Raw genomic sequence first — 25,821 nt, 5'->3', positions numbered from 1 at the left:
TCGGTTCGCGGACGACGAAGGCCCGGTGCGGTGTCGCACCGGGCCTTCGCCGGCTTGCCCGTCCGGGGGTCCGGTGCGGTCTAGCCGACCGGGACGGGCAGCCCGCCGAGAAGGTCGTTGACCAGGGCGGAGAGGCTGACCAGCAACCGCTGCAGCAGCGCGTTGAGCAGGGTGGTGACCGGCGGCAGCGACTGGCGGGACTTCAGCTGTGCCGCGAGTTCGTCGACCCCCTCGCGTGCCTTGGTGTTCTCCTGCCGGGCCGTCGCCGCGCTGTCCCGCGCCGCGGTCTGGATCGTGTACCGCTTGCCCTGCGCCAGATCCGTGAGCAACGGATCCAGCTCGCCGAGGGTGCGCTGCGTGCCGGCGACGTCGCCGTGGTCCGCACGGGACGACAGCTGGTCACGCAGCCCCTGGACCTCCGCCGCGGCGCTCGTGGTGCTCGAGGAGCCGCTGCCACCCGGACCACCGGCCGCGGCCACCCCGGCGCCGGTGAGGGTCACCGCGGCAGCGGTGAGAAGGATCATGGCGGCGCGTGTCACTGCACTTTTCATGTCGTACTCCTGGGAGGTATTCCGATGCCGACTGCGATCATGGTGATCTTCTGCCGGCGATAGCGCGAGCGGATGTCCCGGCCCGCGCGGCGGTCGCCGATTCCGTACGGTGTGCGGGCGACGGGCTCGCGCGGAACAAACATCGAGTTCGCGTGAAGCCGGGGAAACGCAATTCGGCGCTTCGGCCACGTTCGGTAATGAGGTCACTCGGTAGTGTTCGATGGTTACGATGGACGGCTGAATCGAGCCGATTTTTCTCACCGAAGGTGGAGGAAGCGTGGTTCACGGGAGGAACGTGAGTTTCACTCGTTCGTGACGTTTATGAGAAGAAAGAATGGGTAATCAGGCGCGTTTGCCGTGGGCGGGAAAGCCACACTTAAGAAGGGTACGACGCAAAAGCACTTCTCGCTCGCCGAGCACATCGCTAATCTGGGCGGCGGTCGTGCGGCCGGTTTTTCCGGCCGTGTCCGCGACCGCTTCGGTGCCGGACCTGACACGAAGGCGCCACTTCGAGAAAGCACGAAACGCAGAACGTCCCGACGCGATCGGCGCCGGGACGTTCTGCGCGAAGAGAGGGGATACGCCGTGCTGGGCATCGATGTCACCCGGGTTCGGAGCGCCGGCGGGGTTCAGTTGCCCGGTGGATGCCCGGCGGGTGCCGCCGGGGGTGCGCGGCCACGGGAGGCCGGTGGGGTGCAGTGCCCTTGCGGATGCGCGCGGCCATGGGATGCCGGCTGGGTGCAGTGGCCTGGCGGATGTGCGGTGGGTGGCGCCGGGGGTGCGCGGCTGGGGGAGGCCGGTGGGGTGCAGTGGCCTGGCGGATGCGCGGTGGGTGGCACCCGGGGTACGCCGCCGCGGGAGGCCGGTGGGGTGCAGCGCCCTTGTGGATGCGCGCGGCCATGGGAGGTCGGCTGGGTGCAGTGGCCTGGCGGATGCGCGGTGGGCGGCACCTGGGCTGCTCGACCACCGGGTGCCGGTGGGGTTCTGGCGCTTGGCGGTTTCCGTGGTTCGGTGGCGGGACTTGCGGTGCTGGGCAACCACGGCACCCGGGTTCGGAGTGCCGGCGGGGCTCAGTCACCCGGCGGAGACCCGGCGCAGGGCGCCCGGACCATCCGGACGCCCCGCGCGCGGCGCATCGGCGAAGCTCAGGCGCCCGGCGGGTTCCGCCGCGGCTCGGCGGGCGGATATGCGTTGGCAGGCGGCGTCGCCCCGGCGACCGGGTATCCCGCCATCGCGCCGGGCCTCGGCCCGCGCCGGACCAGTCCTGCCAACCCGAGCAGACCGGCCAGGCCCAGCAGGCCCCACAACCCGTTGTCGCCGTTGTCTTCGTGGCTCGTTCCGTCGTCGGCCCGACGGAGTGGGCGTCGCCGCTGCGGGGGCCGCTCCGGTCAGGGCGATGGCGGCCGCCGCGGCGGTGCCGCAGACCAGTTTTCGTGCCGTGCCGTGCATGGTGGCTCTTCCTTCCGTTCGGACAGTCGATCTTCCGCGGCGTACCCCCGCCGCCCGGGTTCACACTCGCCGTCACGGGAACGGGCGACGCCGCCCGGCTCGAGATCGAGGCGTGCGGGCTCCGCCCGGCTGTCCTTCCCTTTTCGCGCCGCCTGCGCTTCCGCACTGGGAAACACCGTCCACTGCCGTGGACCCGGGGGAGGAATGAACACTGAACTCGTGGTCGCGCCGCTCGGCGCGACCTACACGCCACGCCTCATCTGCACCACCGGCGACCGCCTGATCCACCCGGCGGACGGCCGCAACGACCTCGCCAGGATCGTCGTTCGCTGGGCCCGCGGCTGGGTTCCGGAAACCTGGCCCGCCCGTCAGTACTTCGCCGCGCTGGGGATCGGTGACGACGAAAACCCTTGCTACACCGACGAAGACGTCACCGGCTGGCACCTGCTGCAGCCGCGGCCGGACTCGCTCGCGTGGCGGGTGCGGTCGGGCGAAATCGACGTGACCACCGCGCTCACGGCCGAAGCCGAGGCCTGGCCCGAATAGGAAACCGTCCCGAGGAGCTCTGCGCCGTCAAGGCGGCGCAGGGCTCTTTCGCATGCCCGGAAACTTTCCTTGACCACCAACCGATATCGGTCGGCGAAAGGGGAAAGTTCCTGCAGGGAAAGGGATCTCCGTAACCCGATCGGACCACTCCTTGTGCGGTCAGGGACTTGCGGCACCCACACGATGGTGGCACGAAGTGGAAACGACGCCCACGTCTTGAGTACGTTTCCCTCACACGGGCCGGAGAACACACCTTCACTGCCGTCCCACGCAATCATCCATCGAGGAGCAATCCATGCTGAAGAAGATCGGCTTCGTCACGACCGCGGTGGCGGCCGGCGCGTTCCTGGCCGGCGGCGTCGCCGCGGCCGGCACCCCGGACGGGCACGAGCACCACGGGCACCACCACGGCCACCCCTACGGCGGCTACGACCAGTTCGGCCAGGTGGGCCTGGTGAACTTGGACAACACCGACGTGCTGCACAACGTCAACGGCACGCTCGGCGTGTGCGGCAACGACGTCAACGTGCTCGGCGTCCAGGTCCCGATCCACGACTCGCTCAACGGCATCGGCGTGCCGATCCTGTCGCCGGGTGAGCACGAGGCCAGCGGGGAGTCGCCGTACAACTGCGCTTCGGGTGGCCTCGCCGACGGCGGCACCAGCCAGGACAACTGAATCTCCGCGCCGAGACCGCCCGCTGTGTGTGCGGAAGCCGGCTCGAGGCGCGGGAATCCGGCCGTCGCGCCGACGTCGTATCGCGTGCCCGGAACACGGAGCGAGCTGCACACTCCGGCTCCGCGTCCCGGGCACGCGGCGGCGCCGCACGACGCCGGCCCGGGTGGGACCGGCCACGGCACTGGAGACGTGCGCCGGTCCCACCCGGCTTGAGACGCACCCTAACCGACCTTTCCGGGCCCGGCGAACCGAAGCCGGGTCCCGGTCATTTCCCCGATCCCCCGCCGGAGAGTCCGGCGGGTCTGCAGAAGGAGTTCTTTCCGTGATCAAGCAGCTCGGCTTCGTCGCCACCGCCCTCGCCGCCGGGATGGCGGTGCTCGGCGGATCCGCGTCCGCGGCCGGCATCAGCGTCGACGGCCACCCGGTCGACACCAACGAGCAGTTCGGCCTCGTCGGCAACGTGCAGAACCTCGACGCGGTGCACAACCTGAACGTCGTCGGCGGCGTCTGCGACGACAACGTCAACGTGCTCGGCGTCCAGGTTCCGGTGCAGGACGTCGCCAACGGCGTCGGTGTCCCCGTGCTCTCCCCGGGCGCGCACGACGCCGAGGGCGAGGTGCCGCAGAACTGCGCCGCCGGTGACATCGCCGACGGCGGGACCGCCCAGGGCGACTGACCGGTCCGGCCGCACCGCCGCGCGGGGGACAACCCCCGCGCGGCGGTTTCACGTCCGGTCGAGCCGGTGGACGGCCACTTCCCGCACCACCAGCAGGATCGCGGCCGCGACGGGCACCGCGACGAACGCCCCGACCACGCCGAGCAGGGCGAAACCCAGCAGCACCGCGACGACGGTGACCAGCGCCGGGATCCGGACGGCCCGGCCGACGATCTTCGGCAGCAGCACGTAGTCCTCCAGCACGCGGTAGCCGACGAAGAACCCGGCGGTGGCGAGCCCGACGGGAACCGACACCGTGAGGGCGACGAGACTGGTGCCGGCCCCGGCCGCCACCGAGCCCGCCACCGGGACGAGGTCCAGCACCGCGACGAGCACGGCGAGCACGAGCGGGTAGGGCACGCCGAAGGCCCAGAGCCACGCGAACGCCGCCGTCCCGGCGATCAGCGACACCACGGCGTTGCCGACGAGGTACGCGCCCACCTTCCGGAACACCGCGTCCCCGATCAGGATCACCCGCGGCCGCCGCGAGCGCGGGGCCAGCCGGTACAGCGCGGTGCGGATCCGCGGGAACTCCGCGACGAAGTAGGTGGCGAGCACCACGACGATCGCGGCGTCGCCGAGCAGGCCGGCGAACGACTTCGCGACGTCCGCCAGGTGGACCGACCGGATGGCCGCTTCGAGACCGAAGGTTTCGTCGGCACGGCCCAGCAGAGTGCTGCGGTCGTGCAGCAGCGCCAGGTAGCGGGGAGCGCCGTCCCGCAGCTGCCCGGCCTGGTCGGCGAGGGGCACGGCCGCGGCCGCGACGGCGCCGCCGAGGACCGCCAGCCCGGTCACCACGACGACGGCGGCGGCGAGCCCGCGGGGCATCCGGCGCGCGAGCCGGGCGGTCACTGGCTCGAGCCCTACCGCGAGGAAGAACGCGATCCCGATCAGGAGCAGCACATCCGAAGCCGCGAGGACGACTTCGACGGCCGCGACGGTGACGGCCACGCCGGCCGCGGCGGCCATCCCGGCGAAGAACGGCGACCGGCGGTCGAGCGGCTTTCCCGGGGCACCCAAGGGTTTTTCCTGCCGGGCCGCCACACCTTCGGCTTCGCCGACGGGGTGCCCGGCGCGGTGCGCACCCCGTCCACTCGTCGCGTGCATGAGACGGCGGCTACCCCGGCGCGGCCGCGCCGAATCCACCCGATCCGGGGGGCGGGCAAGTCCACGCTTCCCGGTGACGGCGGCCTCCTGCCGTTGCCGGATGCTTTGCGGGGCAAGCAGAATCGCGTATGGGCATCCGGCGTTTCCTGCTCGTCCCCGTCATCACCCTCCTGGCCGCCTTCGCGGCGTGCCCGGAAGCGGCGGCCCTGAGCGCGCCGCGGCTGCTGATCGGCCAGGACTTCCCCGACCCGGACGTCGTCAAGACCGCGGACGGCTACTTCGCGTTCTCGACGAGCACGGGTTCGGGGCGGATTCCGTTCGCGACCGCCCCGGCCCCGGACGGGCCGTGGCGGATCGGCGGCGACGCGCTGGGCGCGGTGCCCGCGTGGGCCAAGCCGGACGGCGGGTTCTGGGCCCCGGACGTCACGCAGCTGGCGGACGGCTCGTTCGTGCTGTACTTCGCGGCCGCGTTGACCGACGGCGGCGAGATGTGCCTCGGCGTGGCGACGGCGGCGAAACCCCCAGGGCCGTACACCCCGGTCGGCGACCGGCCGCTGGTGTGCGTGCCCGAGGACCACGGCGACATCGACCCGCAGACGTTCGTCGACACCGACGGGTCCCGCCACCTGCTGTACAAGAGCGACGGCGCGGCCACCGGGGCACCGGCGGCGATCTGGACGCAGCGGCTGCAGGCCGACGGGCGCACGCTCACCGGCCCGCGCACCGAGCTGCTGCGGGCGGACCTGACGGCCGAGAAGGCGGTCGTCGAGGCACCGGCGATGGTGAAGACGCCGTCCCGGTATCTGCTGTTCTACTCGGCCGACACGTTCCAGAGTTCGGGCTACCACACGGGTTACGCGTCCGCGCCGACGCCGGCGGGCCCGTTCGTGAAGGCCGACGCCCCGTTCCTGTCGACCGGCCTGCTCGGCGGGAAGGTGGACGCCCCGGGCGGCGCCGACGTCGTGGACGGCCACATCTTCTTCCACGGCTGGCTGGGCGGCGGCCGCACCGCGCGGGGCCTGTATTCGCTGCCGATCTCCTTCCCGGGCGACGTCCCGCGGCTGGGCTGAGCGTGTCACCCACCCGGGTAAGGCTCCGGTTGGCCGCGCGCGGCGGGGTTATCCGGAGTGGGAGCGAGGGAACGGAGGAACGTCATGACGGTGTGGTGGGGTTTGGCCGGTTTGCTCGGCCTGCTGGGCTGCTGCGGTCTCCTCCGGAGCCACCGGGCGGCCGACGACGATCCGCTGGCCCGTTACCCGGCGGCCCGCGAACCGGCGGTGCCCAACGCCGACACGGCGCACACGCCGCTGATGACCCCGGCCATCACCCCGGAAATGCTGGCACGGCCGGCACCCCCGGTCGCTCCCGGGCGGGTGAGTGCGGTGCCGGAGACGGGGACGATCGCGGGAGAGATCCCCCCGCCACGGCCGGGCACGGCTGAGCCGGGAATCCCGGCTCCGGCCCCGGCCGTGCGGCGGGTTTCGCCGCAGGGTTCGGCCCCGGCCCGCGCGCCGGTGGCGCGGCGGGTTTCGGCGCCGGCTTCGCGAAGGGCGGGTGCCGCGCAAGTTCAGTCGCAACCCGAGCATCGGCCGGCCGAGCCGGAAACCCCGTCACAGCAAGAGGAAATTCCCGCGCAGCAGCCGCCGCGAGCCGCCGAAGAACAGCCGGAACCAGGACTCCGCCACGAGAAGCCGACCGAACCCCAGGCTCGCCCGGGCCCGGTCTCGATGTTCCGCGGCTTGGTGGGCAAGGCGAAGCGTCTCGTGCACCGCGATCGCGAGTAGGCCCCGTTTGAGGCCGGGCGTCCCTCAGGGGAGCGGAATGCGGGTGTCCACCAGGTCCGCGAGGAGGTCGCCGTGGTCTTCGAGGCGGTCGAGGACCTCCTCCGCGGTGAACGTCAGGTGGTTGACGTGGCGGCAGGCGCGGACCTCCTCCCACGTCACCGGGGTCGACGCCGTCGGGTGGTCGCGGCCGCGCAGCGAATACGGCGCCACCGTCGTCTTGGCCGGGTTGTTCTGGCTCCAGTCGATGAACACCCGGCCGGTGCGCTGGGCCTTCGCCATCACCGCCGTCACCGACTCCGGCGTCTCCCGGGCCAGCTGCTGGGCCAGCCGCTTGGCGTAGGCCGACGGCGCCGCCGGGTCGTCGGTCTCTATTCCGCAGTACAGCTGCATTCCCTTGGAACCCGACGTCTTCGCGTACGGGGTGAGCCCGTCGGCGACCAGGACGTCGTGGAGGCGGACGGCCACCCGGCAGCAGTCGACGATCGTGGTGCCCGGCCCGGGGTCGAGGTCGAACACCAGCCGGTCCGGGGGCCGCCGCTTGCTTCCCTCCACCGTCCACTGGGGAACGTGCAGCTCGAGCGCCGCCATGTTCGCCGCCCACACCAGGCCCGGGAGGTCGTCCAGCAGCGGGTACACGATGGTGCCGCCGTTGCCGCGTGAGCCGGTGCTCGGCAGCCGCACCGTGCGCAGCCAGGCCGGGGCGCCGTTCGGGACGTTCTTCTCGAACCACTTCTCGCCGTCGACGCCGTTGGGGTAGCGGATGAACGTGACGGGCCGGCCCGCCAGGTGCGGCAGCAGCACCTCGGCGACGCGGGAGTAGTAGTTGATCACCTCGCCCTTGGTGAACCCGTCCGCCGGGTACAGCACCTTGTCCAAATTGGACAGCGTGAGCCGCCGGTTGCCGGCCTGGACGGTGATCCGCTGACCCGCGGGCTCGGGCGGGGGTGGCGGCGGGGCGGCGGGTTCGTGCGGGACCGCGCGGGGAGCGATGACGTCGCGCGGTTCCTTGTCGTGGCGCAGGCCGCGCCACGCGGTGTGGCGGACGCGGCCGGCGCGGGTGAACTGCCGGTAGACGATCTCGCCCACCAGGCGCGGTTCGACCCAGCGGGCGCGGACGGTGTCCTCCCGCGGCGGCGTCGCCACGAACGGGTGCGTGCGGCGCTCGAGCCGCTGCAACCGCGCCTGCAGGTCGGCCCGGGTCGCCTGGCTGAACCCGGTGCCGACGTCGCCGATGTAGACGAGGTCGCCGGTCGCCGGATCGTGCGCGCCGAGCAGCAGGCCGCCGAGGGTGCCGGTGAAGCTGCGCTGGCCGGGGCGCCAGCCGCAGACGACGACCTCCTGCGTCCGGATCAGCGGGTGCTTGAGCCAGGAGTCCGGCCGCTGGCCGGGGACGTAAGGGGAGGAGCGCAGCTTCGCGACGACGCCTTCGTACCCGGCGGACGCGGCGTGGGCGAGGAAGTCTTCGGGGGTGCGGCGGTCGGCGGCGAGCTCGTCGAAGGTGACCGCGCGGACCACCGAGACGCGGTAGGGGTCGGGCATCGGCAGGGCCGCCAGCAGACGACGGCGTTCCTCGTACGGCGTGGCGAGCAGGCTGCGGTCGCCGAGCCGGAGCAGGTCGAAGGCCAGGAACCGGACCGGGACGTCCTTGAACTCCAGCCCCCTCGGCCCGCTCTGGTGCCGGACGTACCGCCCGCGGCGTTCCTGCATCAGCTCGAAGTCGATCCGGCCGTCCTCGCCGTAGACGACGACCTCGCCGTCCAGGTAGGCGGCCCGGCCGTCGAGGGCGGGGGCGAGCACGCCGGCGAGATCGGCGAACTCGGCCGTGAAGTCGATGTTGTTGCGGCTGGTGAGCACGGTGGTGCCGGCCGGGCCGATCCGCATGGCCGCGCGGTAACCGTCCAGTTTGTACTCGTAGGCCCACTCGGGACCGCTGCGCAGCCGTCCGCCGTCGGCCTTGGCGAGCATCGGCTCGATCCAGGCCGGGACGTGCGACGCGTCGTCTGCCGTCATCCCCACCTCCGTCACCTTACGGGCCCAAGGTAACTCGTTCGGCCTAGTTCCGCCGGGTTTTCGCAGGTGAAGGCGGCTGGCTCAGGCGGGGAAGAGGTCCTCGACGGCCCGGCGGAGCGTCGCGCGCACCTTCTCGGGGTCGTCGAGCTCGCCGCCGTGCAGCGCGCCGTCGCGCAGCAGGACGAGCACGCGCGCCGCGTGGTCCGGCTCGGGGTGGCCGAGTGCGGCCGCCTGCTCGCGCAGGACCGCGAAGAACCACTCCCGGTGGTCGTCGATGACCGCGCGCACCGGGTGCCCCGGGTCCGGGTATTCGGCGGCGGCGTTGAGGAACTGGCAGCCGCGGAAGTCCGCGCCACGGGTCGCGTCGCCGACCACGGCCATGGTGTCCGCCAGCGCCTCGCGCGGGGGCTTGCCCGCGCGGGCCGCTTCGACGGCCGCGCGGATCTGCCGGCTGGTGCCGGCGAGGTAGGCGGCGACGAGGTCGTCCTTGGTGGGGTAGTGCCGGTAGAAGGTCGCCCGGGTCACGGACGCCTCGGAGACCAGGCGCTCGACTCCGACGGCGTGGATGCCCTCGGCGTAGAACAGCCGCGAGGCGGTCGCGAGCAGCCGGTCCTTCGGGTGCGCGTCGACGGTCTTCATCCCCGCAGCATAGAGAAAGACCGATCGTTCTGCCAGATCGGCTTCGTCACATTGCCAACGCGGCTCCTGCGGGCCAGAGTTGCCGACAGAAAGACCGATCGTTCTTCCCGAAGGAGCCAGACATGAGCAAGCCCACCGTCGTCCTGGTCCACGGCGCGTTCGCCGACTCGTCCAGCTGGAACGGTGTCGTCGCCAAGCTGCAGGAGCTCGGCTTCCCGGTGGTGGCGGTCGCGAACCCGCTGCGCGGCGTCGAGTCCGACGCGGCCTACGTCGCCGACGTCGTCAACGGCGTGTCCGGTCCCGTGGTGCTGGCCGGCCACTCCTACGGCGGCGCCCTGATCAGCCGGGCGGCCACCTCGACGCCGAACGTCCGCGCCCTGGTCTACATCGCCGCCTTCCAGCCCGACGCGGGCGAGAGCGTGTTCGAGCTGTCCGGCCGCTACCCGGGCGCCAAGCTCGGCCCGGAGACCACGAACGTCCTCGTCCACGACGGCAAGCCCGAGCTGTCGATCAAGCCGGAGGACTTCGCCGAGGTCTTCGCCGCCGACGTGCCCGCCGCCACGGCGGCGATCATGGCGGTCACCCAGCGGCCGGTCGCGGAGCAGGCGCTGGCCGCGCCGTTCGAAGGCACCCCGGCGTGGACCAAGCTGCCTTCGTGGACGCTGGTCGCCGACCAGGACAACGCGATCCCGGCCGCGGCCCAGGAGTTCATGGCCGAGCGCGCGTCCTCGACGGTCCGCCGGATCGACGCTTCGCACGCCGTCGCGGTGTCCCAGCCGGAGGTGGTGGCCGAGGTGATCGTCGCCGCGGCGACCGGCACCGAGTGACCGGCGCGCCGGTTCGTGCTTCGCTGGGGACATGACGAAGGCGGAGCGGTGGCGGCGGTACTGGGACCGCAAGTCCGCGACCTACGACGTGGAGATGGGCGTCTGGGACCGCCGTCTCTTCGGCGACTCGCGGGAGTGGGCTTGCGGGCAGGCCGCGGGTGACGTCCTGGAGGTCGCGGTCGGGACCGGGCTGAACCTCCCGTGCTACCCCGCGGAGGTGACGCTCACCGGCCTCGACCTCAGCGAGGGGATGCTCGCCATCGCCCGGGACCGCGCCCGCCGGCTCGGCCGCCCGGTGACCCTGCGCCAGGGCAGTGCCCACGAACTGCCCTTCGCCGAGGCGTCCTTCGACACCGTGCTGTGCACGTTCGGCCTCTGCGCCATCCCCGACCCGGCGGCCGCGGTCGCGGAGATGGTGCGGGTGCTGCGCCCGGGCGGCCGGCTGATCCTGGTCGACCACGTGGCGTCGTCGTCGCGGCTCGTGCGCGGCATGCAGTGGCTGGTCGAGCTGGCGAGCGTCCCGCTGGCGGGGGAGCACTTCCGGCGGCGGCCGCTGGTCCTCGTCGAGGCACTGGGAGTGCCGGTGCAGCGGCGGGAACGGTTCAAGCTGGGGCTGGTGGAGCGCCTGGTCGCCGGCAAGGTCAGCTGACCAGCAGGCTGTCGTCGAGGCCGTCGAGCAGGGCCGCGGCGTCGTCGTAGACCGCGACGGCGCCCGCGCCGGTCAGTTCCGCCGCGCCGACCCCGCCGGAGAGCACCGAGACCGTGCGGACGCCGGCCTTGGTGGCGGCGTGGACGTCCCAGACCGCGTCGCCGACGAAGATCGTGTCCTCCGGTGCCGTCCCGGCCTTCTCCAGGGCGGCGAACACCGGTTCCGGGTCGGGTTTCGTCGCTTCGACGTCCTTCCCGGACACGATGCCGGCGACCACGTCGTCGACGTCGAGGACCTTCCGCAGCGCGTCCAGCTCGTCCGGCCCCGCCGACGTCGCCAGCACGACCCGTACGCCGCGTCCCGCCAGCTCGCGGACGAGGTCGGGGGCCCGGTCGAACGGCCGCAGCAACTCGGCGGTCTCGAGGTAGAAGCGGCTGTGCAGGTCCTTGGCCTCGTCGCCGACGCGCTCGGCGTCTTCGTCGCCCAGCAGGGTGGCCAGGAGCTTGCCCGAGCCCTTCCCGATCGCCCGGTGCACGCGCCAGGAGTCGACGTTCCGGTCCAGCGCGTGGAACGCCCGGCGCCAGGCGTGGACGTGGAGGTAGTTGGAGTCGACGAGCGTGCCGTCGACGTCGAACAGGACCGCGGTGGCGATGGCAGGCTCCTCGAGTCGGTGCGGTTTCTCCGTGCTCCGCGCGGGTAACGGGAGGGTGATCCGAGTACCCCACCTGCGAGGGAGCTACACATGGCCGGCCTCGTCTCGACGGGCTTCCGCGGCCTGGCGGCACTGCGGCGCGCGCCCGCCTTCCACCCTGGCGGCGTCGTGCTGCGCGGCGAGCTCCGGCCCGTCGCGGACGATCTGCCGTGGCCGCGGGCGACGACGTCCGTCGTCGCGCGGCTGTCCAAGGGCGCCGGGACGCCGGGGCGGCTGCCGGACGCGCTCGGGCTGGCCGTGCGGATCCCCGGCGCGGGCCGCGACGGCGGGCCGTGGGACATCACGCTGACGACGTCCGGCAGTGGTCACCTCGGCCGGCTGCTGCCCCGGCCGGCAGCCGCGTGGACACGCGGCGCGTACAGCAGCTTGGTGCCCTACCGCCGGGCCGATCGGCTGGTCTGGCTGGCGGCGTGGGCGGAAGCGTCTTCGCCGCGGGCCGAGGCGTCTCTCGACGCGGTGCGGGCGGCGATCCCCTTGCGGTTCGTGCTGCGGACCGGCCGTGAAGACGGCCGCTGGTGTGACAGCGCGGTGCTGACGCTGACCGGCGTCGGCGGGGACGCGCCGTCGTTCGACCCCATGCTGAACCACCCCGAAGGACTCGGCTTCGCCCCGGACTGGCTGGCGCGGGTGCGGGAGCGGGCGTACGCGGGAAGCCGGGCCGGGCGGCCGTCCTGAACCGGCCGTCCGGCCCGCCGCCGGGTCACCGCGAGTCGGCGATGGGGCTCCGCGTGGCGCCGAGCGGGATCAGGCCCAGCGCGATCATCCCGACGCCCAGGCCGAAGTGCAGCCAGTTGTCGGCGGTGTTCACCGGGACGAAGTTGGCGGCGCTGCCCTGGTCGATCAGCAGGCCGTAGAGCCACAGGACGAGGTAGATCACGCCGCCGCCGACGAGGAAGGCCCGGGCGCCGCTCGCGGTCCGCGCCAGGGCGACCCCGGCGACGCCGAAGGCCAGGTGGACGATGTTGTGCAGGATCGAAACATTGAAGAGGCCCAGGAGCAGGGCGCCGGAGTGGTGCCCAGCCCAGGTGAGCATGTCGTAGTGCGTGGTCACGCCGGGGATGAAGCCCAGCACGCCGACCAGCAGGAAAACCACTCCCACGATCGCGGCGAGAAGCTGGCGCGGGGTCCGGCGGACCTCGGTCTCCATCGATGCCATGGTCGCTTCCTCCGATTCGGGTGGACGGGCCCCTCGGCCGGGGGACCCGCCGGGGCGGCATGCCCGGGGGCGTGGCGGGCAAACGCGTTTCGGCGCCCGCGACGCCGGGTATGCCCGGGTTTCGCCCGATCGGAGGAAGCGATGAGCACTCCCGAAATCGACCCGGTGACCGCGGAAAGCATGGAAGCCGACGCCGACATCGGCGGCGAGCACACCGAGCCGACGTTCCACGACCAGGATCCGCGGCCTCCCGAAAGCGACGAAGAGGGCGCCGACAGCGGGGGCATGCCGCCTTCGTGAGCCGGGAAAGCGTCGCGTTTGACGGGTTCCGGACCGGATATCCGATCGGCGACCGAAGTCCACCGGAGTCCAAGGAGGTGGTCCCGTGCTCGCCCGGCACCATTCGGTGTGGCTCGTCCCGCGGCGTGGCGCGCTGGCGAGAGCGGCGGTCGTCGGGGTGCTCGACCGGACGACCTACCCGCGGCTGCGCGACCGGCTGCTCGAGTTCGCGACGGATTCCGAGGACGGCGTGCTCGTCGACATCGAACGCCTCGAGCTGCGCGACCGGGCACTGACCAGTGTGTTCGCCCTCGTCGCCCTGCGGGTCGGGCAGTGGCCGGCGATTCCCTTCGCGCTCGTGACGGGACGGCCGGAGCAGCGGGCGGCGCTGGCCGCGGCCGGGCATCGCGTGCCCGTCTACCCCGACCACGACACGGCGGAAGCCGCGCTGACCCCGCCGGCGCGCCGGCGGGGCGGGCGGCTGCTCGACCGGTCGTCCCGCACCTCGGCGCGCGCCCGCCGGTTCGTGCGCGGCATGTGCGCGGAGTGGATGGTGCCCGAGCTGGCCGAGGACGCCGAGCTCGTCGCGACCGAGTTCGTCGAAAACGTGCTCCGCCACACGGATTCGGCGCCCCGGCTGCGGCTGGAGCTGCGCCGCGGGATGCTGGCCGTCGAGGTCGCCGACGACAGCGCGCGCCCGGCGGTGCTGCGCGAGGGGCTCGACCTGGCCGAGACCGGGCTCGGCCTGCGGATGGTCACGAAGGTCGCGAAGAACTGGGGCAGCAGCCGGTCCGGCTCCGGCGGCAAGACGGTGTGGGCGGTACTCGCCCGGGCATGAAGTCCGTGAAGGCCTCCTTACCGGTCATAAGAGCCGGTAAGGAGGCCTTCACGGCTTTTGGCGGTCAGGCGCCGGGGCCGGTGTACATCTCCGACGCCGGGGGCGCGCTGATCGTGGTCGGCTTGTTCCAGTCGCCGAACTCCATCGCCCCCTGCTTCGGGTCCGACATGCGCAGCAGGTAATGCGGTTCGGTGGCGGCCACGGTCGCGGTGCCGTCCGAGCTCTTGAAGCTCAGCGCCGGCGTGCCGGCCAGCGTGGTGGACTCACCGCCGGTGAAGGTCGACTTCCCCAGCTCGCCGAGGACGCCGTCGGTGAAGCCCTGGTAGTCGAGGAACGTCTTGAAGGCTTCGCCCAGGCCCGCGCCGATCTTCGCCGAGGACGAGACCCACTTGCCGGTGAGCTGCTTCGCGGCCGAGGCCGGGACGCCGGCCTGCTTCACCAGTGAGCTGGTGAAGCGGAAGTAGTACTTGTCCCCGATGCGGAGGACGGGGATCTCGAGGCCGTCCTTCACGATCGTGCCGTTCGCGCTGTCCTGGTTGAGCTGCAGGTCGAGGTTGACGGTGCTGCCTTCCGTCGTCATGGTGCCCTTGACGTGCACGGCCTTGGCCTGCTTGGCGGCATCGGTGACGGCGGTGCCGACCTTGGCGGCGTCGAGGGCCGGGGCGGCCGGCGGCGCGGACACGGCGGAGGAGGTGGTCCCGGCGGCGGCCGGCGCCGGCGTGCTCGGCGTGCCGGAGCACGCGGTGCAGGCGAGGACGAGGGTGCCGGCCGTGAGCAGCGCGGCCAGGTGCAGGCGAGGCATGGGTAGTCCGTTCGTGAAGGCCGGGGCATCCCCGGACACGAACGGGCTATCGCCGGTGCGGGGCGTCCGTTACAGCCGGTGCTCCGCCGTGACGCACGTCATCCCCGCAGTTCAGCGCCCCGGCCGGCGGGGCCGGTAGTCGCGTTCGGTCTCGACGTCGCCGTCCGGGGTGTGGACCACGTGCCCGACGTGCCGCTTCTTCGCGATCTGCCGTCCGGCCAGTACGGCGTCGACGCGCCGGGGTGAGGTGTTGGACGCCCGGCTGCCGCCTTCGACCCGGTTCTTCCACAGCCCGTCCTCGTAGTAGGTGTGCACGTCACCCTCCGCCACAACGCCGCCTCCGATCGTGAGACCTCGAAGGTGGCGGATGCCCGGGGACGGATCGGACAAACCTCAGGCGAGCCCGAGGACCCGGGCGGCGTTGTCCTTGAGGATCAGCGGCCGCACCTCGTCCTTGATCTCCAGCTCGGCGAAGTCGGCGAGCCAGCGGTCCGGGGTGATCACCGGGAAGTCGGAGCCGAACAGGACCTTCCGCTTCAGCAGCGTGTTGGCCGCGCGGACCAGCTGCGGCGGGAAGTACTTCGGCGACCAGCCGGACAGGTCGATGTACACGTTCGCCTTGTGCGTCGCGACCGAAATCGCTTCGTCCTGCCACGGCACCGACGGGTGCGCCAGGATCACCGTCAGCGCCGGGAAGTCCGCGGCGACGTCGTCGAGCAGCATCGGGTTCGAGTACCGCAGCTTGATGCCGTGCCCGCCCGGCAGGCCCGCGCCGATGCCGGTCTGCCCGGTGTGGAACAGGGCCGGCACGCCCAGCTCGGCGATCGCTTCGTAGAGCGGGTAGAACCGGACGTCGTTGGGCTCGAACGCCTGCAGGCTCGGGTGGAACTTGAACCCGCGCACGCCGTGCTCGGTGACCAGCCGCCGCGCGCGCAGCACGGCCGCCTTGCCCGCGTGCGGGTCGACCGAGCCGAACGGGATCAGCACGTCGGCGTGCTCGGCGGCCGCGTCGGCGATCTCCTCGCTCGACAGCGCGGGGTGCCCGGTCGCGGCCGGCGCGTCGACGGTGAAGACGACGGCGGCCATGGTCCGTTCGCGGTAGTGCTCGGCGATCGCGGTCACCGTCGGCGTGCGGTCCTGGCCGGCGCGGAAGTACTTCGCGGACGCGTCCAGGAGCTCCTGGTCGAGGGCGAAACAGCCGTGGCCGTCTTGTTCGACGTGGGTGTGGACGTCGATGGCGGTCAGGGAGGAAAGATCCACGAAGAGCTCCAGGTCAGGGCAGGTCGGGCTGCGCGGCCTTGGCGGCCAGCAGGCGGTCGAGGACGGCGTCGCGGGCGGCGACGAGCCGGTCGTGGTCGGTGCCGTCGAGCTCGGCGCCGATCCCGGCGACGAGCTTTTCGGCGAGCTCCGGCGTCAGGTGGACGCGGCCGAGGTCGCGCCACCACTCTTCGGTGGGTGGCCCGAGGTGGCGCAGGACGTGCGCCAGGCCGCCCGCGCCGCCGGAGAGGTGCTGGTTCGCGAACGGGCCGAGCACCGCCCACCGCAGGCCGGGGCCGTGCGAGATGGCGGCGTCGATGTCGGCGACCGTCGCGATGCCGCGGTCGACGAGGGAGTACGCCTCCTGCCACAGCGCCGCCTGCAGCCGGTTGGCGACGTGGCCGGGCACCTCCCGGCTCAGCCGGATCGGCCGCTTGCCGACGGCGGTGTAGAACGCGATCGCGCGGTCGACGACCTCGGGCGCGGTTTCCCGGCCGGGAACGACTTCGACGAGCGGGATCACGTGCGGCGGGTTGAACGGGTGCCCGACGACCACCCGCTCGGGGTGCTTCGGGCAGCCGCGCGCGATGACGCTCGGCAGCAGGCCCGACGAGCTGCTCGCCAGGATCACCTCCGGCCGCGCGGCCTCGTCGAGCACGGCGAACAAGCGGTGCTTGACGTCTTCGCGCTCGGGCCCGTTCTCCTGCACGAAATCCGCATCCGCCACGGCTGAGCCGACGTCGGTCGCGAAGCTCAGCCGATCCTGCGAGGCGCCTTCGGCGAGGCCGAGCCGGACCAGCGTGGGCCAGTGCGCCGCGACCTCGGCGCGGAGGCGCTCCTCGGCGCCGGGTGCCGGGTCGGTGGCGACGACGTCGAGGCCGCGGGCGAGGAAGTACGCGGCCCAGCCGGCCCCGATCACGCCGGTCCCGACGACCGCGACGGTGGTGATCGGGCCGGGTTCCGCCGCGCGGCCGGCCGGCGACGTCGTGATCCGGACGGTCATGCCGGATCCCCGGCGAGCGCGACGAACGTGTCCAGCGACGCGGCGTCGGCCAGCACGTCCCGGCCGACGACCTCGTCGACCGGGGCGCCGCGCAGGAGTTTCTTCACCGGCAGCTCCAGTTTCTTCCCGGTGCGGTTGCGGGGGATCGCGGGGACGGCGGTGATGGCGTCAGGCACGTGCCGCGGCGAAAGCGAGCCGCGCAGGGCGGCCGCGATCTTGCCGCGCACCGCGTCGTCGAGTTCGGCGCCCTCCCGCAGCACCACGAACAGGCGCAGGTCGCCGTTGCCGCCTGTGGGGTCTTCGAGGTGCACGACCAGGGAGTCCTCGATCTCGGGCAGCTCCTCGACGACGGCGTAGAACTCGGCGGTGCCCAGCCGGACGCCGCCGCGGTTGAGGGTGGCGTCCGAGCGGCCTGCGATGACGCAGCCGCCTTCGGGGCTGAACCGGATCCAGTCGCCGTGGCGCCAGATCCCGGGGTAGGTCGAGAAGTACGTCTCGCGGTAGCGCTCACCCGAGTCGTCGCCCCAGAACCCCACCGGCATCGACGGCATCGGGGCGGTGATGACCAGCTCGCCGAGTTCGCCGACCACCGGAGCGCCGTGCTCGTCGAACGCCTTCGCGTCGACGCCGAGACAGGGCCCGGAAATCTCGCCGGCCCGGACCGGCTGCAGCGGGCTGCCCTGGACGATCCCGCTGCAGACGTCGGTGCCGCCGCTGCCGACGTTGAGCAGGACACCCGGGAACTTCTCGTGCACCCAGTGGAAGCCCTCGGCGGGCAGCGGGCTGCCCGCCGCGCCGAGCTGCCGCAGCGCGGACAGGTCGAACTCGGCGGCCGGGTCGAGTCCCGCTTTCCGGCACGCCATCAGGAAACCCGGGCTCGCGCCCATGAGCGTCGCCCGCGTTTCGGCGGCCAGCCGCCACTGCCACGCCAGGTCCGGGTACAGCGGGTTGCCGTCGACCAGCACGATCGACGCGCCGGTGAGCAGTCCCGACACCAGCGCGTTCCACATCATCCAGGCGGTGGTGGAGAACCACAGGATCCGGTCGCCGGGTCGCAGGTCCCAGCTGAGACCGTGGTTCTTGAGGTGCTCGAGCAGGATTCCGCCGTGCCCGTGCACGATCGCCTTCGGCTTGCCCGTGGTGCCGGAGGAGAACAGCACGCACAGCGGGTGCGCGAAGCCGACCGGCTCGAAGCCGGGCGCACTCTCGTCGAGCAGGTCGCTCCACCCGAGGACCTCGGTGAGTTCGTGGCCGCCGTAGGGGACGTGGACGACGTGCTCCACGGTCGGCAGGCCCGCGCGGATCGCTTCGACCTCGGCGCGGCGGTCGACGTCCTTGGCGCCGTAGCGGTAGCCGGCCACCGTCAGCAGCACCCGCGGCTCGATCTGGCCGAACCGGTCGACGACCGAGCGCGCGCCGAACTCGGGAGCGCAGGAGGCCCAGATCGCGCCCAGGCTCGCGACCGCGAGGTAGGCGACCACGGCTTCCGGGATGTTGGGCAGGTACGCCACGACGCGGTCGCCGCGCCCGACCCCGAGCCGGGCCAGGCCCGCCCGGGCGCGTGCGACCTGATCGCGCAGCTCGCCCCAGGTCAGCTCGGTGCGGTCCCGCGTCTGGGAGTACGCGATGACGGCGATGTCGTCGTCGGCTCCGTGGCCCAGGGCGTGCTCGGCGTAGTTGAGGGTCGCGCCGGGGAACCATTCGGTGCCCGGCATCCGCCGGTCGGGCACGACCGCGGTGGCCGGGGTGTGGCAGCGGACGCCGAAGAAGTCCTTGATCGACGACCAGAAGCCGTCGAGGTCGGTCACCGACCAGCGGTGCAACCCCGCGTAGTCGTCGAACTCGTGGCCGCGTTCCCCGAGCCACTTCAGGTACCGGCCGATCTCGGTGGTCTCGCGGACGTCGGGCGCGACCGGGCGCAGGATCATCGGCCGACCTTCCCCGCGCGCTTTTCGAGGAACGCCTGCATTCGCTCCTTCGCCTCGGAGCTGCCGCCGGCGACCGCGGCCATCAGCGCCTCCATCAGGTACCCCTCGGCCGGGTTGGCCTCGGCGATGCGGGGCAGGGCCTGCAGGACGGCGAAGTTCGTCATCGGGGAGTTCCCCGCGATCTTGCGGGCCAGCTCGAGCGCGTGCTCCAGGCCGTTCTCGACGCGGTAGTGCGACAGCCCGGCGGCGTGGCCTTCGTCGGCGTCGAGCACGCGGCCGGTGAGCATCATGTCGGCCATCCGGTGCGCGCCGATCAGCCGCGGCACCCGCACCGACCCGCCGCCGCCGACGAACAGGCCGCGCTGGCCCTCCGGCAGCGCGTAGAACGCCGACGGCTCGGCGACGCGGATGTGCGCGGCGGCCGCCAGTTCCAGGCCGCCGCCGACGACCGCGCCCTTGAGCACGGCGACCACCGGGACGCGGCCGCGCTCGAGCCGCTCGAAGGCGCGGTGCCACATCATCGAGTGCTCCAGGCCTTCGAACGCGTCGCGCTCGGTGAGCTCGGAAAGGTCGAGCCCGGCGGAGAAGTGGTCACCCACGGCGTCGAGCACGACCGCCTTGATCCCCTGCGGCGGAGCGCCGAAGAACGTTTCCAGGCCGAGCACGGTCGTGTCGTCGAGGGCGTTGCGCTTCTCCGGGCGCGCCAGCCGCAGCACGGCGATGTCGCCGAGCAGCTCCAGACGCAGCGAGGGAGGCAGCAGTGGGGTGGTCATGCGGTTCCGTTCGTGAAGGTTTCGGCGGCGACGGTGCGCAGTTCGACGCGGCGGATCTTGCCGGTGGCGTTGCGGGGCAAGGCGTCGGTGAACTGGACGTGTTTCGGCACCTTGTAGCGCGCGAGGTGCCGTTCGAGGTGCGCGCGGAACGCCGCCGGCTCCAGCTCCGCACCGGGCCGGACCACGACGAAGGCGGCGCCGACCTCGCCCCAGCGGTCGTCCGGCACGCCCACCACGGCGCAGGCGTCGACCTCGTCGAGCCGCACGGCGACCGCCTCCACCTCGGCGGGATAGACGTTTTCGCCGCCGGAAATGATCATGTCCTTGACCCGGTCGACGACGTGGGCCCAGCCGTCGTCGTCGACGCGGACGACGTCGCCGGTGCGGAACCAGCCGTCGTCGACGAAGCTCGCTCGCGACTCCTCGGGCCGGTTCCAGTAGCCACCGAAGACGTGCGGGCCGCGCACCAGCAGCTCGGCGGGAGTCCCGCCGAGCGGCTGCGGCGTGAGATCGGGGCCGAGGGCCGCCACGTCGGTGAAGAAGTGCGGCACCCCGGCGGCGACCGGGTGGTCGAGCGTGCCTTCGTGGGTGGCCATCGAGACGCCCGGCGAAGCCTCGGTCATGCCGTAGCCCTGCAGCAGCTTCACGCCGCGGTCGAGCCACGCCTGCGCGACGCGTTCGGCCACCGGCGAGCCGCCGTAGAGCACGCAGGTCAGCGAGCTCAGGTCGGTGTCGTCCCAGGATTCGTGCCGCCACATCATCTCGAGCATCGTGGGGACCGCGGAGAAGCTCGTGATCCCGGCTTCGCCGATCCGGGCGAGGATGGTGCCCGGGTCGAACTTCGCGACCGGCTCGACGCTGCCGCCCTTGAACAGCGTCGGCAGCGTGATCTGGCCGAGCCCGACGCAGTGGAACAGCGGCGCGATGCACAGCGCCTTGTCGGTGCCCAGGACGTCCAGGTGCGCCAGCTGGTTGACGGTGTTCCAGGTGAGGTTGCCGTGGGTGAGGACCGCCGCCTTCGGCCGCCCGGTGGTGCCGGAGGTGTAGAGCAGCAGGCACGGATCTTCCAGCCGCACCGCGACGTCCGGCACCGGTCCGGCCTCGGCGATCTCCGCCTCGAAGTCCCCCTCGGTCGCGATGACCACGCCGTCCGGCAGCGCACCGGCCGCCGCGACGAGGTCCGCGGTGTCGGCGCTGTGCACCAGGACCGAGGCGCCGCTGTCGTCGAGCATGTACCGGATCTCGGTGGGGGAGAGCCGGTAGTTGAGCGGGACGAAGATGGCGCCGCACCGCGCGGTGGCGAAGAGCGTCTCGAACACGGTGATGTCGTTGACGCCGAGGTAGGCCACCCGGTCACCGGGCTTGACACCGAGCCGGGTCAACGCGCCCGCGAGGCGGTCGACCCGGTCGGCGAGCCCGGCGTAGGTCAGGGTCCGGTCCGCCTGCACGAGCGCGGTGCGGGCCGGGTTGATCCGCGCCCGGCGGGCGGGCCAGCTGCCGAGGCCGAAATCGGGGAGGTTCACAGCTGCCTCTTTCACAAGCGGAGCACCGGTTTGATCGTCTTGCCGGAGAGCATGTCGTCGACTGCCTCTTGAATCTGCCCGAACTCGTAGTGGGTGACCAGCTTTTCGAGCGGGAACCGGCCCGCGGCGACCAGGTCGGCCAGCGTCGGCACCAGGGCCTGGGTTTCGGCGTCGCCCATCGTGAGCCCCACGACGTGCCGGCCGGGCAGCAGGAAGTTGACGTCCACGCCCACCTCCGTGCCGAACGCGGGGGCGCCGACGACGACCGCGGTGCCACGCGCGGCGAGCGTGCCGATCGCCGTCCGCAGGACGTCGGCGTTCCCGGTGGTCTCCACGACGCCGTCGACGCCGCGGCCGCCGGTCAGCTTGCCGACCGTCTCGGCCAGGTCCTCGCCGGAGGTGTCGATCGTGTCGGTCGCGCCCAGCTCCCGGGCCAGTTCGAGCCGGCGGGGCACCCGGTCCACGGCGATGATCCGCGTCGACGGCGTCAGGCGCGCGGCCATGACGGCGGACAGGCCGACCGCGCCGGCGCCGGTGACCAGCAGCGTGGCGCCCGGCCGCGGGGCCAGGACGTTCCACACCGCGCCGGCGCCGGTCATGATGCCGCAGCCGAGCGGGGCCAGCAGGTCCAGCGGCGCGTCGGCGGGGACCTTGACGACGCTGCGTTCGTCGGCGACGGCGTGCCCGGCGAAGCTGGACTGGCCGAAGAAGTGCCCGCCGAGCGGGGTGCCGCCGCGGGAGATCGGGGACGTGCCGTCCGGGCGCCGCCCGCCGATCAGGTTGGCCGGCAGCCAGGTTTCGCAGTAGGCGGGGTGGCCGTCCCGGCAGTTCGCGCAGCCGCCGCAGGAGGTGTAGCTGAGCAGGACCCGGTCGCCGGGCGCGACGCGCGTGACCGCGGCGCCGGTCTCCTCGACGATCCCGGCGCCTTCGTGGCCGAGCACGCCGGGCAGCGGGAAGGGCAGGGCGCCGGCGGCGACGCCGAGGTCGGTGTGGCACACGCCGGTGGCGACGATCCGGACGCGGACCTCGTCGTCGCGCAGCTCGTCGAGCGCGACTTCGCCGAGGGTGAACCCGGCGCCGGCGGACTCCACGACGGCCGCTGTGGTGGTGGGCATGGGCTTCTCCTGGGTGGGCTCAGGCGAGGGAGATGACGACGGACTTGGTGCGCGTATAGGCGTCGAGCGATTCGGGGCCGTACTCGCGGCCGAAGCCGGAGTCCTTGACGCCGCCGAAGGGGATCGCGGGGTCGAGCATCGCCCAGTCGTTGACCCAGACGATCCCGGCTTCCAGCCGCGCGGCAACGCGGTGCGCGCGGGCGAGGTTCGTGGTCTGCAGCCCGGCCGCGAGGCCGTAGGGCGTGCCGTTGGCCAGGGCGATCGCCTCGTCTTCGGTGGTGAAGCGCTGAACCGTCAGCACGGGACCGAAGATCTCCTCCTGGATCACGCGCGAGGTCGCCGGCAGGTCCGCGATCACCGTCGGCTGGAAGAAGAACCCGCCTTCGAAGTCACCCCGGCCACCGCCGGCGACGATCCGGCCGCCGTCGGCCAGGGCCTGTTCGACGTACTGCTCCACCTTCGCCCGGTGCCGTTCGCCCGCCATCGGGCCGACCACCGTCGCGGGGTCGAACGGGTCGCCGACCGGCACGTGCGGCACGGCTTCGGCGAGCGCGCCCAGGACCGTGTCGTACAGCGCGTCGGCGACCAGCAGCCGGGGCCCGGCCATGCAGAACTGGCCGGTGTTGAAGACGAACGCCTTGATCACCGCGGCGACCGCCTGCTCGACGTCGGCGTCCTCGAACACGATGTGCGCCCCGTTGCCGCCCAGCTCCAGGGTGACCGGCTTGAGGTGCTGCCCGGCGATGCTCGCGGCGTGCCGCCCGACCGCGGTGGAGCCGGTGAACGCGACCTTGTCGACCCCGGGGTGGCTCAGCAGGGTTTCCCCGATCTCCGAGCCGAAGCCGGTGACCACGTTGAGCACGCCGTCGGGCACGCCGGCTTCGGAGAGGAGCTCCGCCATCAGCAGCGCGCTGAGGGAGGTGTCCTCGGCCGGCTTGTGCACCACGGCGTTGCCGGCGGCGAGCGCGGGCGCGATCTTCGAGGTGGACAGGATCAGCGGGAAGTTGAACGGCGTGATCGCGGCGACCACCCCGAGCGGTTCGCGGCGCGTGTAGGCGTGCGACGGGATGGGGATCTGCCGCGTCGCGCCGTCTACGCCCTGGGCCAGGGCCGAGTAGTACTCGTACTGTTCGGCGACGGTCTCGACGTCGACCACCCGGCACAGCGAGATCGGCTTGCCGACGTCGGCGCTCTCGACCGCGGCGATCTCGTCCGCGCGCTGCCGCACGAGGTCGGCGGCCCGGTGCAGCACCCGCGCCCGCTCCCGGCCCGGTGTCGCGGCCCAGCCGTCGAAGGCCTGCCGGGCCGCCGCCACCGCGGCGTCCACGTCGGCGGCCGACGCGCGGGCCAGCGAGGTGAGGGTCCGCCCGGTGGCGGGGTCCACGGCGTCGAAGCGGTCCGCGGTCTCGGTCCACCGGCCGCCGATGAACAACCGGCCCGGCTCGACGTCCGGGCGTGGCCGGGTGCCCGGCCGCTCTTCCACTGCCGTCATCGTCCGACTCCTCACTGAGCTGAGCGAGAGTATATATCAGGAACCCTGAGATGAGCCAGGATGCGGCGGGACCCGGGTCCTGTCAAGGGGCCGCCGGTTTCGGCCGAGCGTTAACCGAATCCACTGTGGATGGCCGAGTTTTTCACCGGCATAGCGGATTTCTCACCCTCGGCGGGCGGGTCGCGTAACGGCCGCGAGCGGAGCGTCGACTCCAGCGTGCCCTGGAAGAGGCCGTGTCCTTTCCGCGCGGCCCGCCGGGCGTGTCGGAAAAGAGGTCGCTTGTGAACGCGAAGATCTTCCCGCGGTTCGCCCGCCGCTCGCTGCCGCCCGGCGCCGCGGTGTTCGCCCTGCTGGCCGGCGCCGGGGTCGCCGTCGCCACCACCTTCTCCGCCGGGGTGCCGGTCCGGGTGCCCGACCACCCGCTGGGCGGCGGGGCGGCGTGTGCCGCGCTCGTCGCCCAGCAGCAGGCGCGCGGCAGCGTCAACTACCCCGCCTCGGAGGTCGAGCCGTACGTCGCCGCCGACCCGGCGGACCCGAACCACCTGGTCGGCTCGGTGCAGCAGGACCGCTGGAACGACGGCGGGTCCAACGGGCTGACCGACGTCGTCTCGCGCGACGGCGGGGCGACCTGGGCCCCGGCCGCCGCGCAGCCGGCGTTCAGCATCTGCGCGGGGGCCACGCCCGGCTCGCCCGGGTACTTCCAGCGCACCACCGACCCGTGGGTCAGCTTCTCCGCCGACGGCCGGGTCGTGTACTCGATCGCGGACTCGTTCAACGCCGACGGCCCGGCCTTCGGCGGGGCCAGCGCGATCCTCATCAGCCGCTCGCTCGACGGCGGCGACCACTGGGAAACCCCGGTCACCGCGCGGCTGGACACCTCGACCCAGGTGCTCAACGACAAGGAGTCGGTGACCGCCGACCCGCTGCTCGCCGACCGCGCGTACGCGGTGTGGGACCAGCTTGTCTCGCCGCAGACCAACGCCAACCCGAGCGCGTACAACCACGCATTCACCTACCGCGGCCCGACCTACTTCTCCCGCACCACCGACAAGGGACGGACCTGGAGCACCGGCCGGATCGTCTTCGACCCCGGGCAGAACGACCAGACGATCGGCAACCAGATCGTCGTGCCCACGACCGGCCCGGGCCGGGGCGTGCTGATCGACGGCTTCGACCTGATCACCAACAAGGGCGGGGCCTGCCCGTACACCCACGGCGGGCAGCACTGCCGCGGGTCGTCGACGTCGACCGCGGCGGTGATCCGGTCCACCGACGGCGGGACGACGTGGTCCGGCGCCATCGGCATCGACACCCAGCAGGTGGCCTCGGTGGCGATCGCCGGGCACCCGGTCCGCTCCAGCGACGAGCTGCCCGAGTTCGCCGTCAACCCGGTCAACGGTCACGTGTACGCGGTCTGGCAGGACTCCCGGTTCAGTGCCACGGGCGCGTCGAAGATCGCGTTCGCCCAGTCCGCCGACGGCGGGCTGACGTGGGGCCCGACCATCCGCGTCGACCAGTCGCCGGGTGACACGCCCGCGTTCGTGCCGCAGATCCACGCCACCGCCGACGGCACGATCGGCCTGACCTACTACGACCTGCAGAACGCGACCGCGTCCCGGCCCGGGCTCACCGACGCGTTCATCGCCCACTGCCACGCCGCCACGAGCGACTGCGGCAACCCGGCGAACTGGGCCGTCAACGGGCAGACGAGGCTCACCACGGCGTCGTTCGACTACACCACCGCACCGGACGCCGGCGGCTACTTCCTCGGCGACTATTCGGGTCTCGCCGGAACCGGGCCGACGTTCAACGCGTACTTCGGCATGGCACTGCCGGTGGCCACGAGCGGAGTGTCGGACATCTTCGCCGACCACGCCGGCTAGCACGGGCCCCAAACGCCCCAATGTGGCGTTGGGTGCGTTCACCCAGGACGCGACGTTCTGCCCCACCACCGGCAACAGCGGCGTCGGGCGGTCGTTCCAGTCGGTCC

The 25,821-nt window shown here is 72.6% G+C and carries 26 protein-coding genes; 11 read left to right on the top strand and 15 right to left on the bottom strand.

Going from position 1 to position 25,821, the window contains the following annotated elements; translation table 11 throughout:
* Positions 1-80: 80 nt before the first annotated feature.
* Positions 81-551: a hypothetical protein gene (locus tag AB0G28_RS30630; RefSeq protein ID WP_361096681.1), complete on the bottom strand. Its 471-nt coding sequence runs from the start codon at positions 549-551 to the stop codon at positions 81-83.
* A 1,653-nt stretch (positions 552-2,204) separates the two neighbouring features.
* Between AB0G28_RS30630 and AB0G28_RS30625 the strand changes: the two genes are divergently transcribed.
* The 3 genes from AB0G28_RS30625 (at position 2,205) to AB0G28_RS30615 (ending at position 3,898) form a co-directional block, all read left to right on the top strand.
* The gene (locus AB0G28_RS30625) at positions 2,205-2,546 is read left to right on the top strand and encodes a hypothetical protein (protein ID WP_361096678.1); all 342 of its coding nucleotides are present in this window, start codon (positions 2,205-2,207) and stop codon (positions 2,544-2,546) included.
* 295 nt (positions 2,547-2,841) lie between these two features.
* Complete coding sequence (locus AB0G28_RS30620) at positions 2,842-3,222, top strand: hypothetical protein (RefSeq protein ID WP_361096675.1); 381 nt, start codon at positions 2,842-2,844, stop codon at positions 3,220-3,222.
* 322 nt (positions 3,223-3,544) lie between these two features.
* On the top strand, positions 3,545-3,898 hold the full coding sequence (locus AB0G28_RS30615) for a hypothetical protein (RefSeq protein ID WP_361096672.1): 354 nt from the start codon (positions 3,545-3,547) through the stop codon (positions 3,896-3,898).
* A gap of 48 nt (positions 3,899-3,946) precedes the next feature.
* On the opposite strand, the gene AB0G28_RS30610 is transcribed toward AB0G28_RS30615, so the two are convergent.
* The gene (locus tag AB0G28_RS30610) at positions 3,947-5,044 is read right to left on the bottom strand and encodes an AI-2E family transporter (protein WP_361096669.1); all 1,098 of its coding nucleotides are present in this window, start codon (positions 5,042-5,044) and stop codon (positions 3,947-3,949) included.
* Between the two features lie 128 nt (positions 5,045-5,172).
* Here AB0G28_RS30610 and AB0G28_RS30605 point away from each other — a divergent pair, with 128 nt between their 5' ends.
* Both AB0G28_RS30605 and AB0G28_RS30600 read left to right on the top strand, forming a co-directional pair.
* Positions 5,173-6,114: a glycoside hydrolase family 43 protein gene (locus tag AB0G28_RS30605; RefSeq protein WP_361096666.1), complete on the top strand. Its 942-nt coding sequence runs from the start codon at positions 5,173-5,175 to the stop codon at positions 6,112-6,114.
* Between the two features lie 84 nt (positions 6,115-6,198).
* A complete protein-coding gene (locus tag AB0G28_RS30600; protein ID WP_361096663.1) occupies positions 6,199-6,828 on the top strand; it encodes a hypothetical protein in 630 nt (209 codons plus the stop codon).
* A gap of 24 nt (positions 6,829-6,852) precedes the next feature.
* Here AB0G28_RS30600 and ligD read toward each other — a convergent pair whose 3' ends face one another.
* Together ligD and AB0G28_RS30590 are read right to left on the bottom strand one after the other, a co-directional pair.
* Positions 6,853-8,838 carry a DNA ligase D gene (gene ligD, locus AB0G28_RS30595; protein WP_361096660.1) on the bottom strand — a complete coding sequence of 662 codons (1,986 nt, stop codon included), beginning with the start codon at positions 8,836-8,838 and terminating at the stop codon, positions 6,853-6,855.
* A gap of 81 nt (positions 8,839-8,919) precedes the next feature.
* Positions 8,920-9,477, bottom strand: coding sequence for a TetR/AcrR family transcriptional regulator (locus AB0G28_RS30590; RefSeq protein ID WP_361096657.1), 558 nt, complete (start codon positions 9,475-9,477; stop codon positions 8,920-8,922).
* A 122-nt stretch (positions 9,478-9,599) separates the two neighbouring features.
* On the opposite strand from AB0G28_RS30590, the gene AB0G28_RS30585 reads away from it, so the two are divergent.
* Positions 9,600-10,304, top strand: a complete 705-nt coding sequence (locus AB0G28_RS30585; RefSeq protein ID WP_361096654.1) for an alpha/beta hydrolase — start codon at positions 9,600-9,602, stop codon at positions 10,302-10,304.
* Positions 10,305-10,335: 31 nt separating this feature from the next.
* Positions 10,336-10,953 (top strand): class I SAM-dependent methyltransferase, encoded by a 618-nt coding sequence (locus tag AB0G28_RS30580; RefSeq protein WP_361096651.1) that lies wholly within the window; start codon positions 10,336-10,338, stop codon positions 10,951-10,953.
* Here AB0G28_RS30580 and AB0G28_RS30575 read toward each other — a convergent pair.
* Positions 10,946-11,590 carry an HAD family hydrolase gene (locus tag AB0G28_RS30575; protein WP_361096854.1) on the bottom strand — a complete coding sequence of 215 codons (645 nt, stop codon included), beginning with the start codon at positions 11,588-11,590 and terminating at the stop codon, positions 10,946-10,948. The two genes, AB0G28_RS30580 and AB0G28_RS30575, sit on opposite strands and share 8 nt — an antisense overlap.
* 105 nt (positions 11,591-11,695) lie before the next feature.
* Here AB0G28_RS30575 and AB0G28_RS30570 point away from each other — a divergent pair, with 105 nt between their 5' ends.
* The gene (locus AB0G28_RS30570) at positions 11,696-12,340 is read left to right on the top strand and encodes a hypothetical protein (protein ID WP_361096648.1); all 645 of its coding nucleotides are present in this window, start codon (positions 11,696-11,698) and stop codon (positions 12,338-12,340) included.
* A gap of 25 nt (positions 12,341-12,365) precedes the next feature.
* On the opposite strand, the gene AB0G28_RS30565 is transcribed toward AB0G28_RS30570, so the two are convergent.
* Positions 12,366-12,812, bottom strand: coding sequence for a DUF4383 domain-containing protein (locus AB0G28_RS30565; protein WP_361096851.1), 447 nt, complete (start codon positions 12,810-12,812; stop codon positions 12,366-12,368).
* A gap of 150 nt (positions 12,813-12,962) precedes the next feature.
* Between AB0G28_RS30565 and AB0G28_RS30560 the strand changes: the two genes are divergently transcribed.
* Both AB0G28_RS30560 and AB0G28_RS30555 read left to right on the top strand, forming a co-directional pair.
* Positions 12,963-13,121, top strand: coding sequence for a hypothetical protein (locus AB0G28_RS30560; protein ID WP_361096645.1), 159 nt, complete (start codon positions 12,963-12,965; stop codon positions 13,119-13,121).
* An 85-nt stretch (positions 13,122-13,206) separates the two neighbouring features.
* Positions 13,207-13,938 carry an ATP-binding protein gene (locus AB0G28_RS30555; protein WP_361096642.1) on the top strand — a complete coding sequence of 244 codons (732 nt, stop codon included), beginning with the start codon at positions 13,207-13,209 and terminating at the stop codon, positions 13,936-13,938.
* Between the two features lie 64 nt (positions 13,939-14,002).
* Here the strand turns inward: AB0G28_RS30555 and AB0G28_RS30550 are convergent, their stop codons facing one another.
* The 9 genes from AB0G28_RS30550 to AB0G28_RS30510 all read right to left on the bottom strand — a co-directional run bounded on the left by AB0G28_RS30550 (position 14,003) and on the right by AB0G28_RS30510 (position 23,831).
* Positions 14,003-14,740, bottom strand: coding sequence for a hypothetical protein (locus tag AB0G28_RS30550; protein WP_361096639.1), 738 nt, complete (start codon positions 14,738-14,740; stop codon positions 14,003-14,005).
* A gap of 111 nt (positions 14,741-14,851) precedes the next feature.
* The gene (locus tag AB0G28_RS30545) at positions 14,852-15,070 is read right to left on the bottom strand and encodes a DUF2188 domain-containing protein (RefSeq protein WP_361096636.1); all 219 of its coding nucleotides are present in this window, start codon (positions 15,068-15,070) and stop codon (positions 14,852-14,854) included.
* A gap of 63 nt (positions 15,071-15,133) precedes the next feature.
* The gene (gene couO / locus AB0G28_RS30540; RefSeq protein WP_361096633.1) at positions 15,134-16,000 is read right to left on the bottom strand and encodes a 4-hydroxyphenyl-beta-ketoacyl-CoA hydrolase; all 867 of its coding nucleotides are present in this window, start codon (positions 15,998-16,000) and stop codon (positions 15,134-15,136) included.
* Positions 16,001-16,013: 13 nt separating this feature from the next.
* Positions 16,014-17,000, bottom strand: a complete 987-nt coding sequence (locus tag AB0G28_RS30535) for a 3-hydroxyacyl-CoA dehydrogenase NAD-binding domain-containing protein (RefSeq protein ID WP_361096630.1) — start codon at positions 16,998-17,000, stop codon at positions 16,014-16,016.
* Complete coding sequence (locus AB0G28_RS30530; RefSeq protein WP_361096627.1) at positions 16,997-18,928, bottom strand: acetoacetate--CoA ligase; 1,932 nt, start codon at positions 18,926-18,928, stop codon at positions 16,997-16,999. Before AB0G28_RS30530 ends, AB0G28_RS30535 begins: the two co-directional genes overlap by 4 nt.
* Positions 18,925-19,701 carry a crotonase/enoyl-CoA hydratase family protein gene (locus tag AB0G28_RS30525; RefSeq protein WP_361096624.1) on the bottom strand — a complete coding sequence of 259 codons (777 nt, stop codon included), beginning with the start codon at positions 19,699-19,701 and terminating at the stop codon, positions 18,925-18,927. The genes AB0G28_RS30530 and AB0G28_RS30525 overlap by 4 nt, the downstream gene beginning before the upstream one ends.
* Positions 19,698-21,224, bottom strand: a complete 1,527-nt coding sequence (locus AB0G28_RS30520) for a long-chain fatty acid--CoA ligase (protein ID WP_361096621.1) — start codon at positions 21,222-21,224, stop codon at positions 19,698-19,700. Before AB0G28_RS30520 ends, AB0G28_RS30525 begins: the two co-directional genes overlap by 4 nt.
* An 11-nt stretch (positions 21,225-21,235) precedes the next feature.
* On the bottom strand, positions 21,236-22,339 hold the full coding sequence (locus AB0G28_RS30515; protein WP_361096618.1) for an NAD(P)-dependent alcohol dehydrogenase: 1,104 nt from the start codon (positions 22,337-22,339) through the stop codon (positions 21,236-21,238).
* Positions 22,340-22,358: 19 nt separating this feature from the next.
* Positions 22,359-23,831 carry an aldehyde dehydrogenase family protein gene (locus AB0G28_RS30510; protein WP_361096615.1) on the bottom strand — a complete coding sequence of 491 codons (1,473 nt, stop codon included), beginning with the start codon at positions 23,829-23,831 and terminating at the stop codon, positions 22,359-22,361.
* 281 nt (positions 23,832-24,112) lie between these two features.
* On the opposite strand from AB0G28_RS30510, the gene AB0G28_RS30505 reads away from it, so the two are divergent.
* The gene (locus tag AB0G28_RS30505; protein WP_361096612.1) at positions 24,113-25,714 is read left to right on the top strand and encodes a sialidase family protein; all 1,602 of its coding nucleotides are present in this window, start codon (positions 24,113-24,115) and stop codon (positions 25,712-25,714) included.
* Positions 25,715-25,821 lie beyond the last annotated feature (107 nt).

The organism is Amycolatopsis sp. NPDC021455 (assembly GCF_040640995.1).
GTDB lineage: Bacteria > Actinomycetota > Actinomycetes > Mycobacteriales > Pseudonocardiaceae > Amycolatopsis.
Note: the sequence above shows the minus strand (reverse complement) of the source record. Positions and strands in the feature narration are given on the sequence as shown.

Excerpts from the sequence above, each read along its gene's own strand:
- AB0G28_RS30535 (WP_361096630.1), bottom strand. The coding sequence starts at position 17,000 with ATGACCGTCCGGATCACGACGTCGCCGGCCGGCCGCGCGGCGGAACCC.
- ligD (WP_361096660.1), bottom strand. The coding sequence starts at position 8,838 with ATGACGGCAGACGACGCGTCGCACGTCCCGGCCTGGATCGAGCCGATG.
- AB0G28_RS30525 (WP_361096624.1), bottom strand. The coding sequence starts at position 19,701 with ATGACCACCCCACTGCTGCCTCCCTCGCTGCGTCTGGAGCTGCTCGGC.
- AB0G28_RS30585 (WP_361096654.1), top strand. The coding sequence starts at position 9,600 with ATGAGCAAGCCCACCGTCGTCCTGGTCCACGGCGCGTTCGCCGACTCG.
- AB0G28_RS30510 (WP_361096615.1), bottom strand. The coding sequence starts at position 23,831 with ATGACGGCAGTGGAAGAGCGGCCGGGCACCCGGCCACGCCCGGACGTC.
- AB0G28_RS30560 (WP_361096645.1), top strand. The coding sequence starts at position 12,963 with ATGAGCACTCCCGAAATCGACCCGGTGACCGCGGAAAGCATGGAAGCC.
- AB0G28_RS30515 (WP_361096618.1), bottom strand. The coding sequence starts at position 22,339 with ATGCCCACCACCACAGCGGCCGTCGTGGAGTCCGCCGGCGCCGGGTTC.
- AB0G28_RS30605 (WP_361096666.1), top strand. The coding sequence starts at position 5,173 with ATGGGCATCCGGCGTTTCCTGCTCGTCCCCGTCATCACCCTCCTGGCC.
- AB0G28_RS30565 (WP_361096851.1), bottom strand. The coding sequence starts at position 12,812 with ATGGAGACCGAGGTCCGCCGGACCCCGCGCCAGCTTCTCGCCGCGATC.
- AB0G28_RS30590 (WP_361096657.1), bottom strand. The coding sequence starts at position 9,477 with ATGAAGACCGTCGACGCGCACCCGAAGGACCGGCTGCTCGCGACCGCC.
- AB0G28_RS30570 (WP_361096648.1), top strand. The coding sequence starts at position 11,696 with ATGGCCGGCCTCGTCTCGACGGGCTTCCGCGGCCTGGCGGCACTGCGG.
- AB0G28_RS30625 (WP_361096678.1), top strand. The coding sequence starts at position 2,205 with ATGAACACTGAACTCGTGGTCGCGCCGCTCGGCGCGACCTACACGCCA.
- AB0G28_RS30530 (WP_361096627.1), bottom strand. The coding sequence starts at position 18,928 with ATGATCCTGCGCCCGGTCGCGCCCGACGTCCGCGAGACCACCGAGATC.
- AB0G28_RS30630 (WP_361096681.1), bottom strand. The coding sequence starts at position 551 with ATGAAAAGTGCAGTGACACGCGCCGCCATGATCCTTCTCACCGCTGCC.
- AB0G28_RS30600 (WP_361096663.1), top strand. The coding sequence starts at position 6,199 with ATGACGGTGTGGTGGGGTTTGGCCGGTTTGCTCGGCCTGCTGGGCTGC.
- AB0G28_RS30620 (WP_361096675.1), top strand. The coding sequence starts at position 2,842 with ATGCTGAAGAAGATCGGCTTCGTCACGACCGCGGTGGCGGCCGGCGCG.
- AB0G28_RS30550 (WP_361096639.1), bottom strand. The coding sequence starts at position 14,740 with ATGCCTCGCCTGCACCTGGCCGCGCTGCTCACGGCCGGCACCCTCGTC.
- AB0G28_RS30580 (WP_361096651.1), top strand. The coding sequence starts at position 10,336 with ATGACGAAGGCGGAGCGGTGGCGGCGGTACTGGGACCGCAAGTCCGCG.
- AB0G28_RS30610 (WP_361096669.1), bottom strand. The coding sequence starts at position 5,044 with ATGCACGCGACGAGTGGACGGGGTGCGCACCGCGCCGGGCACCCCGTC.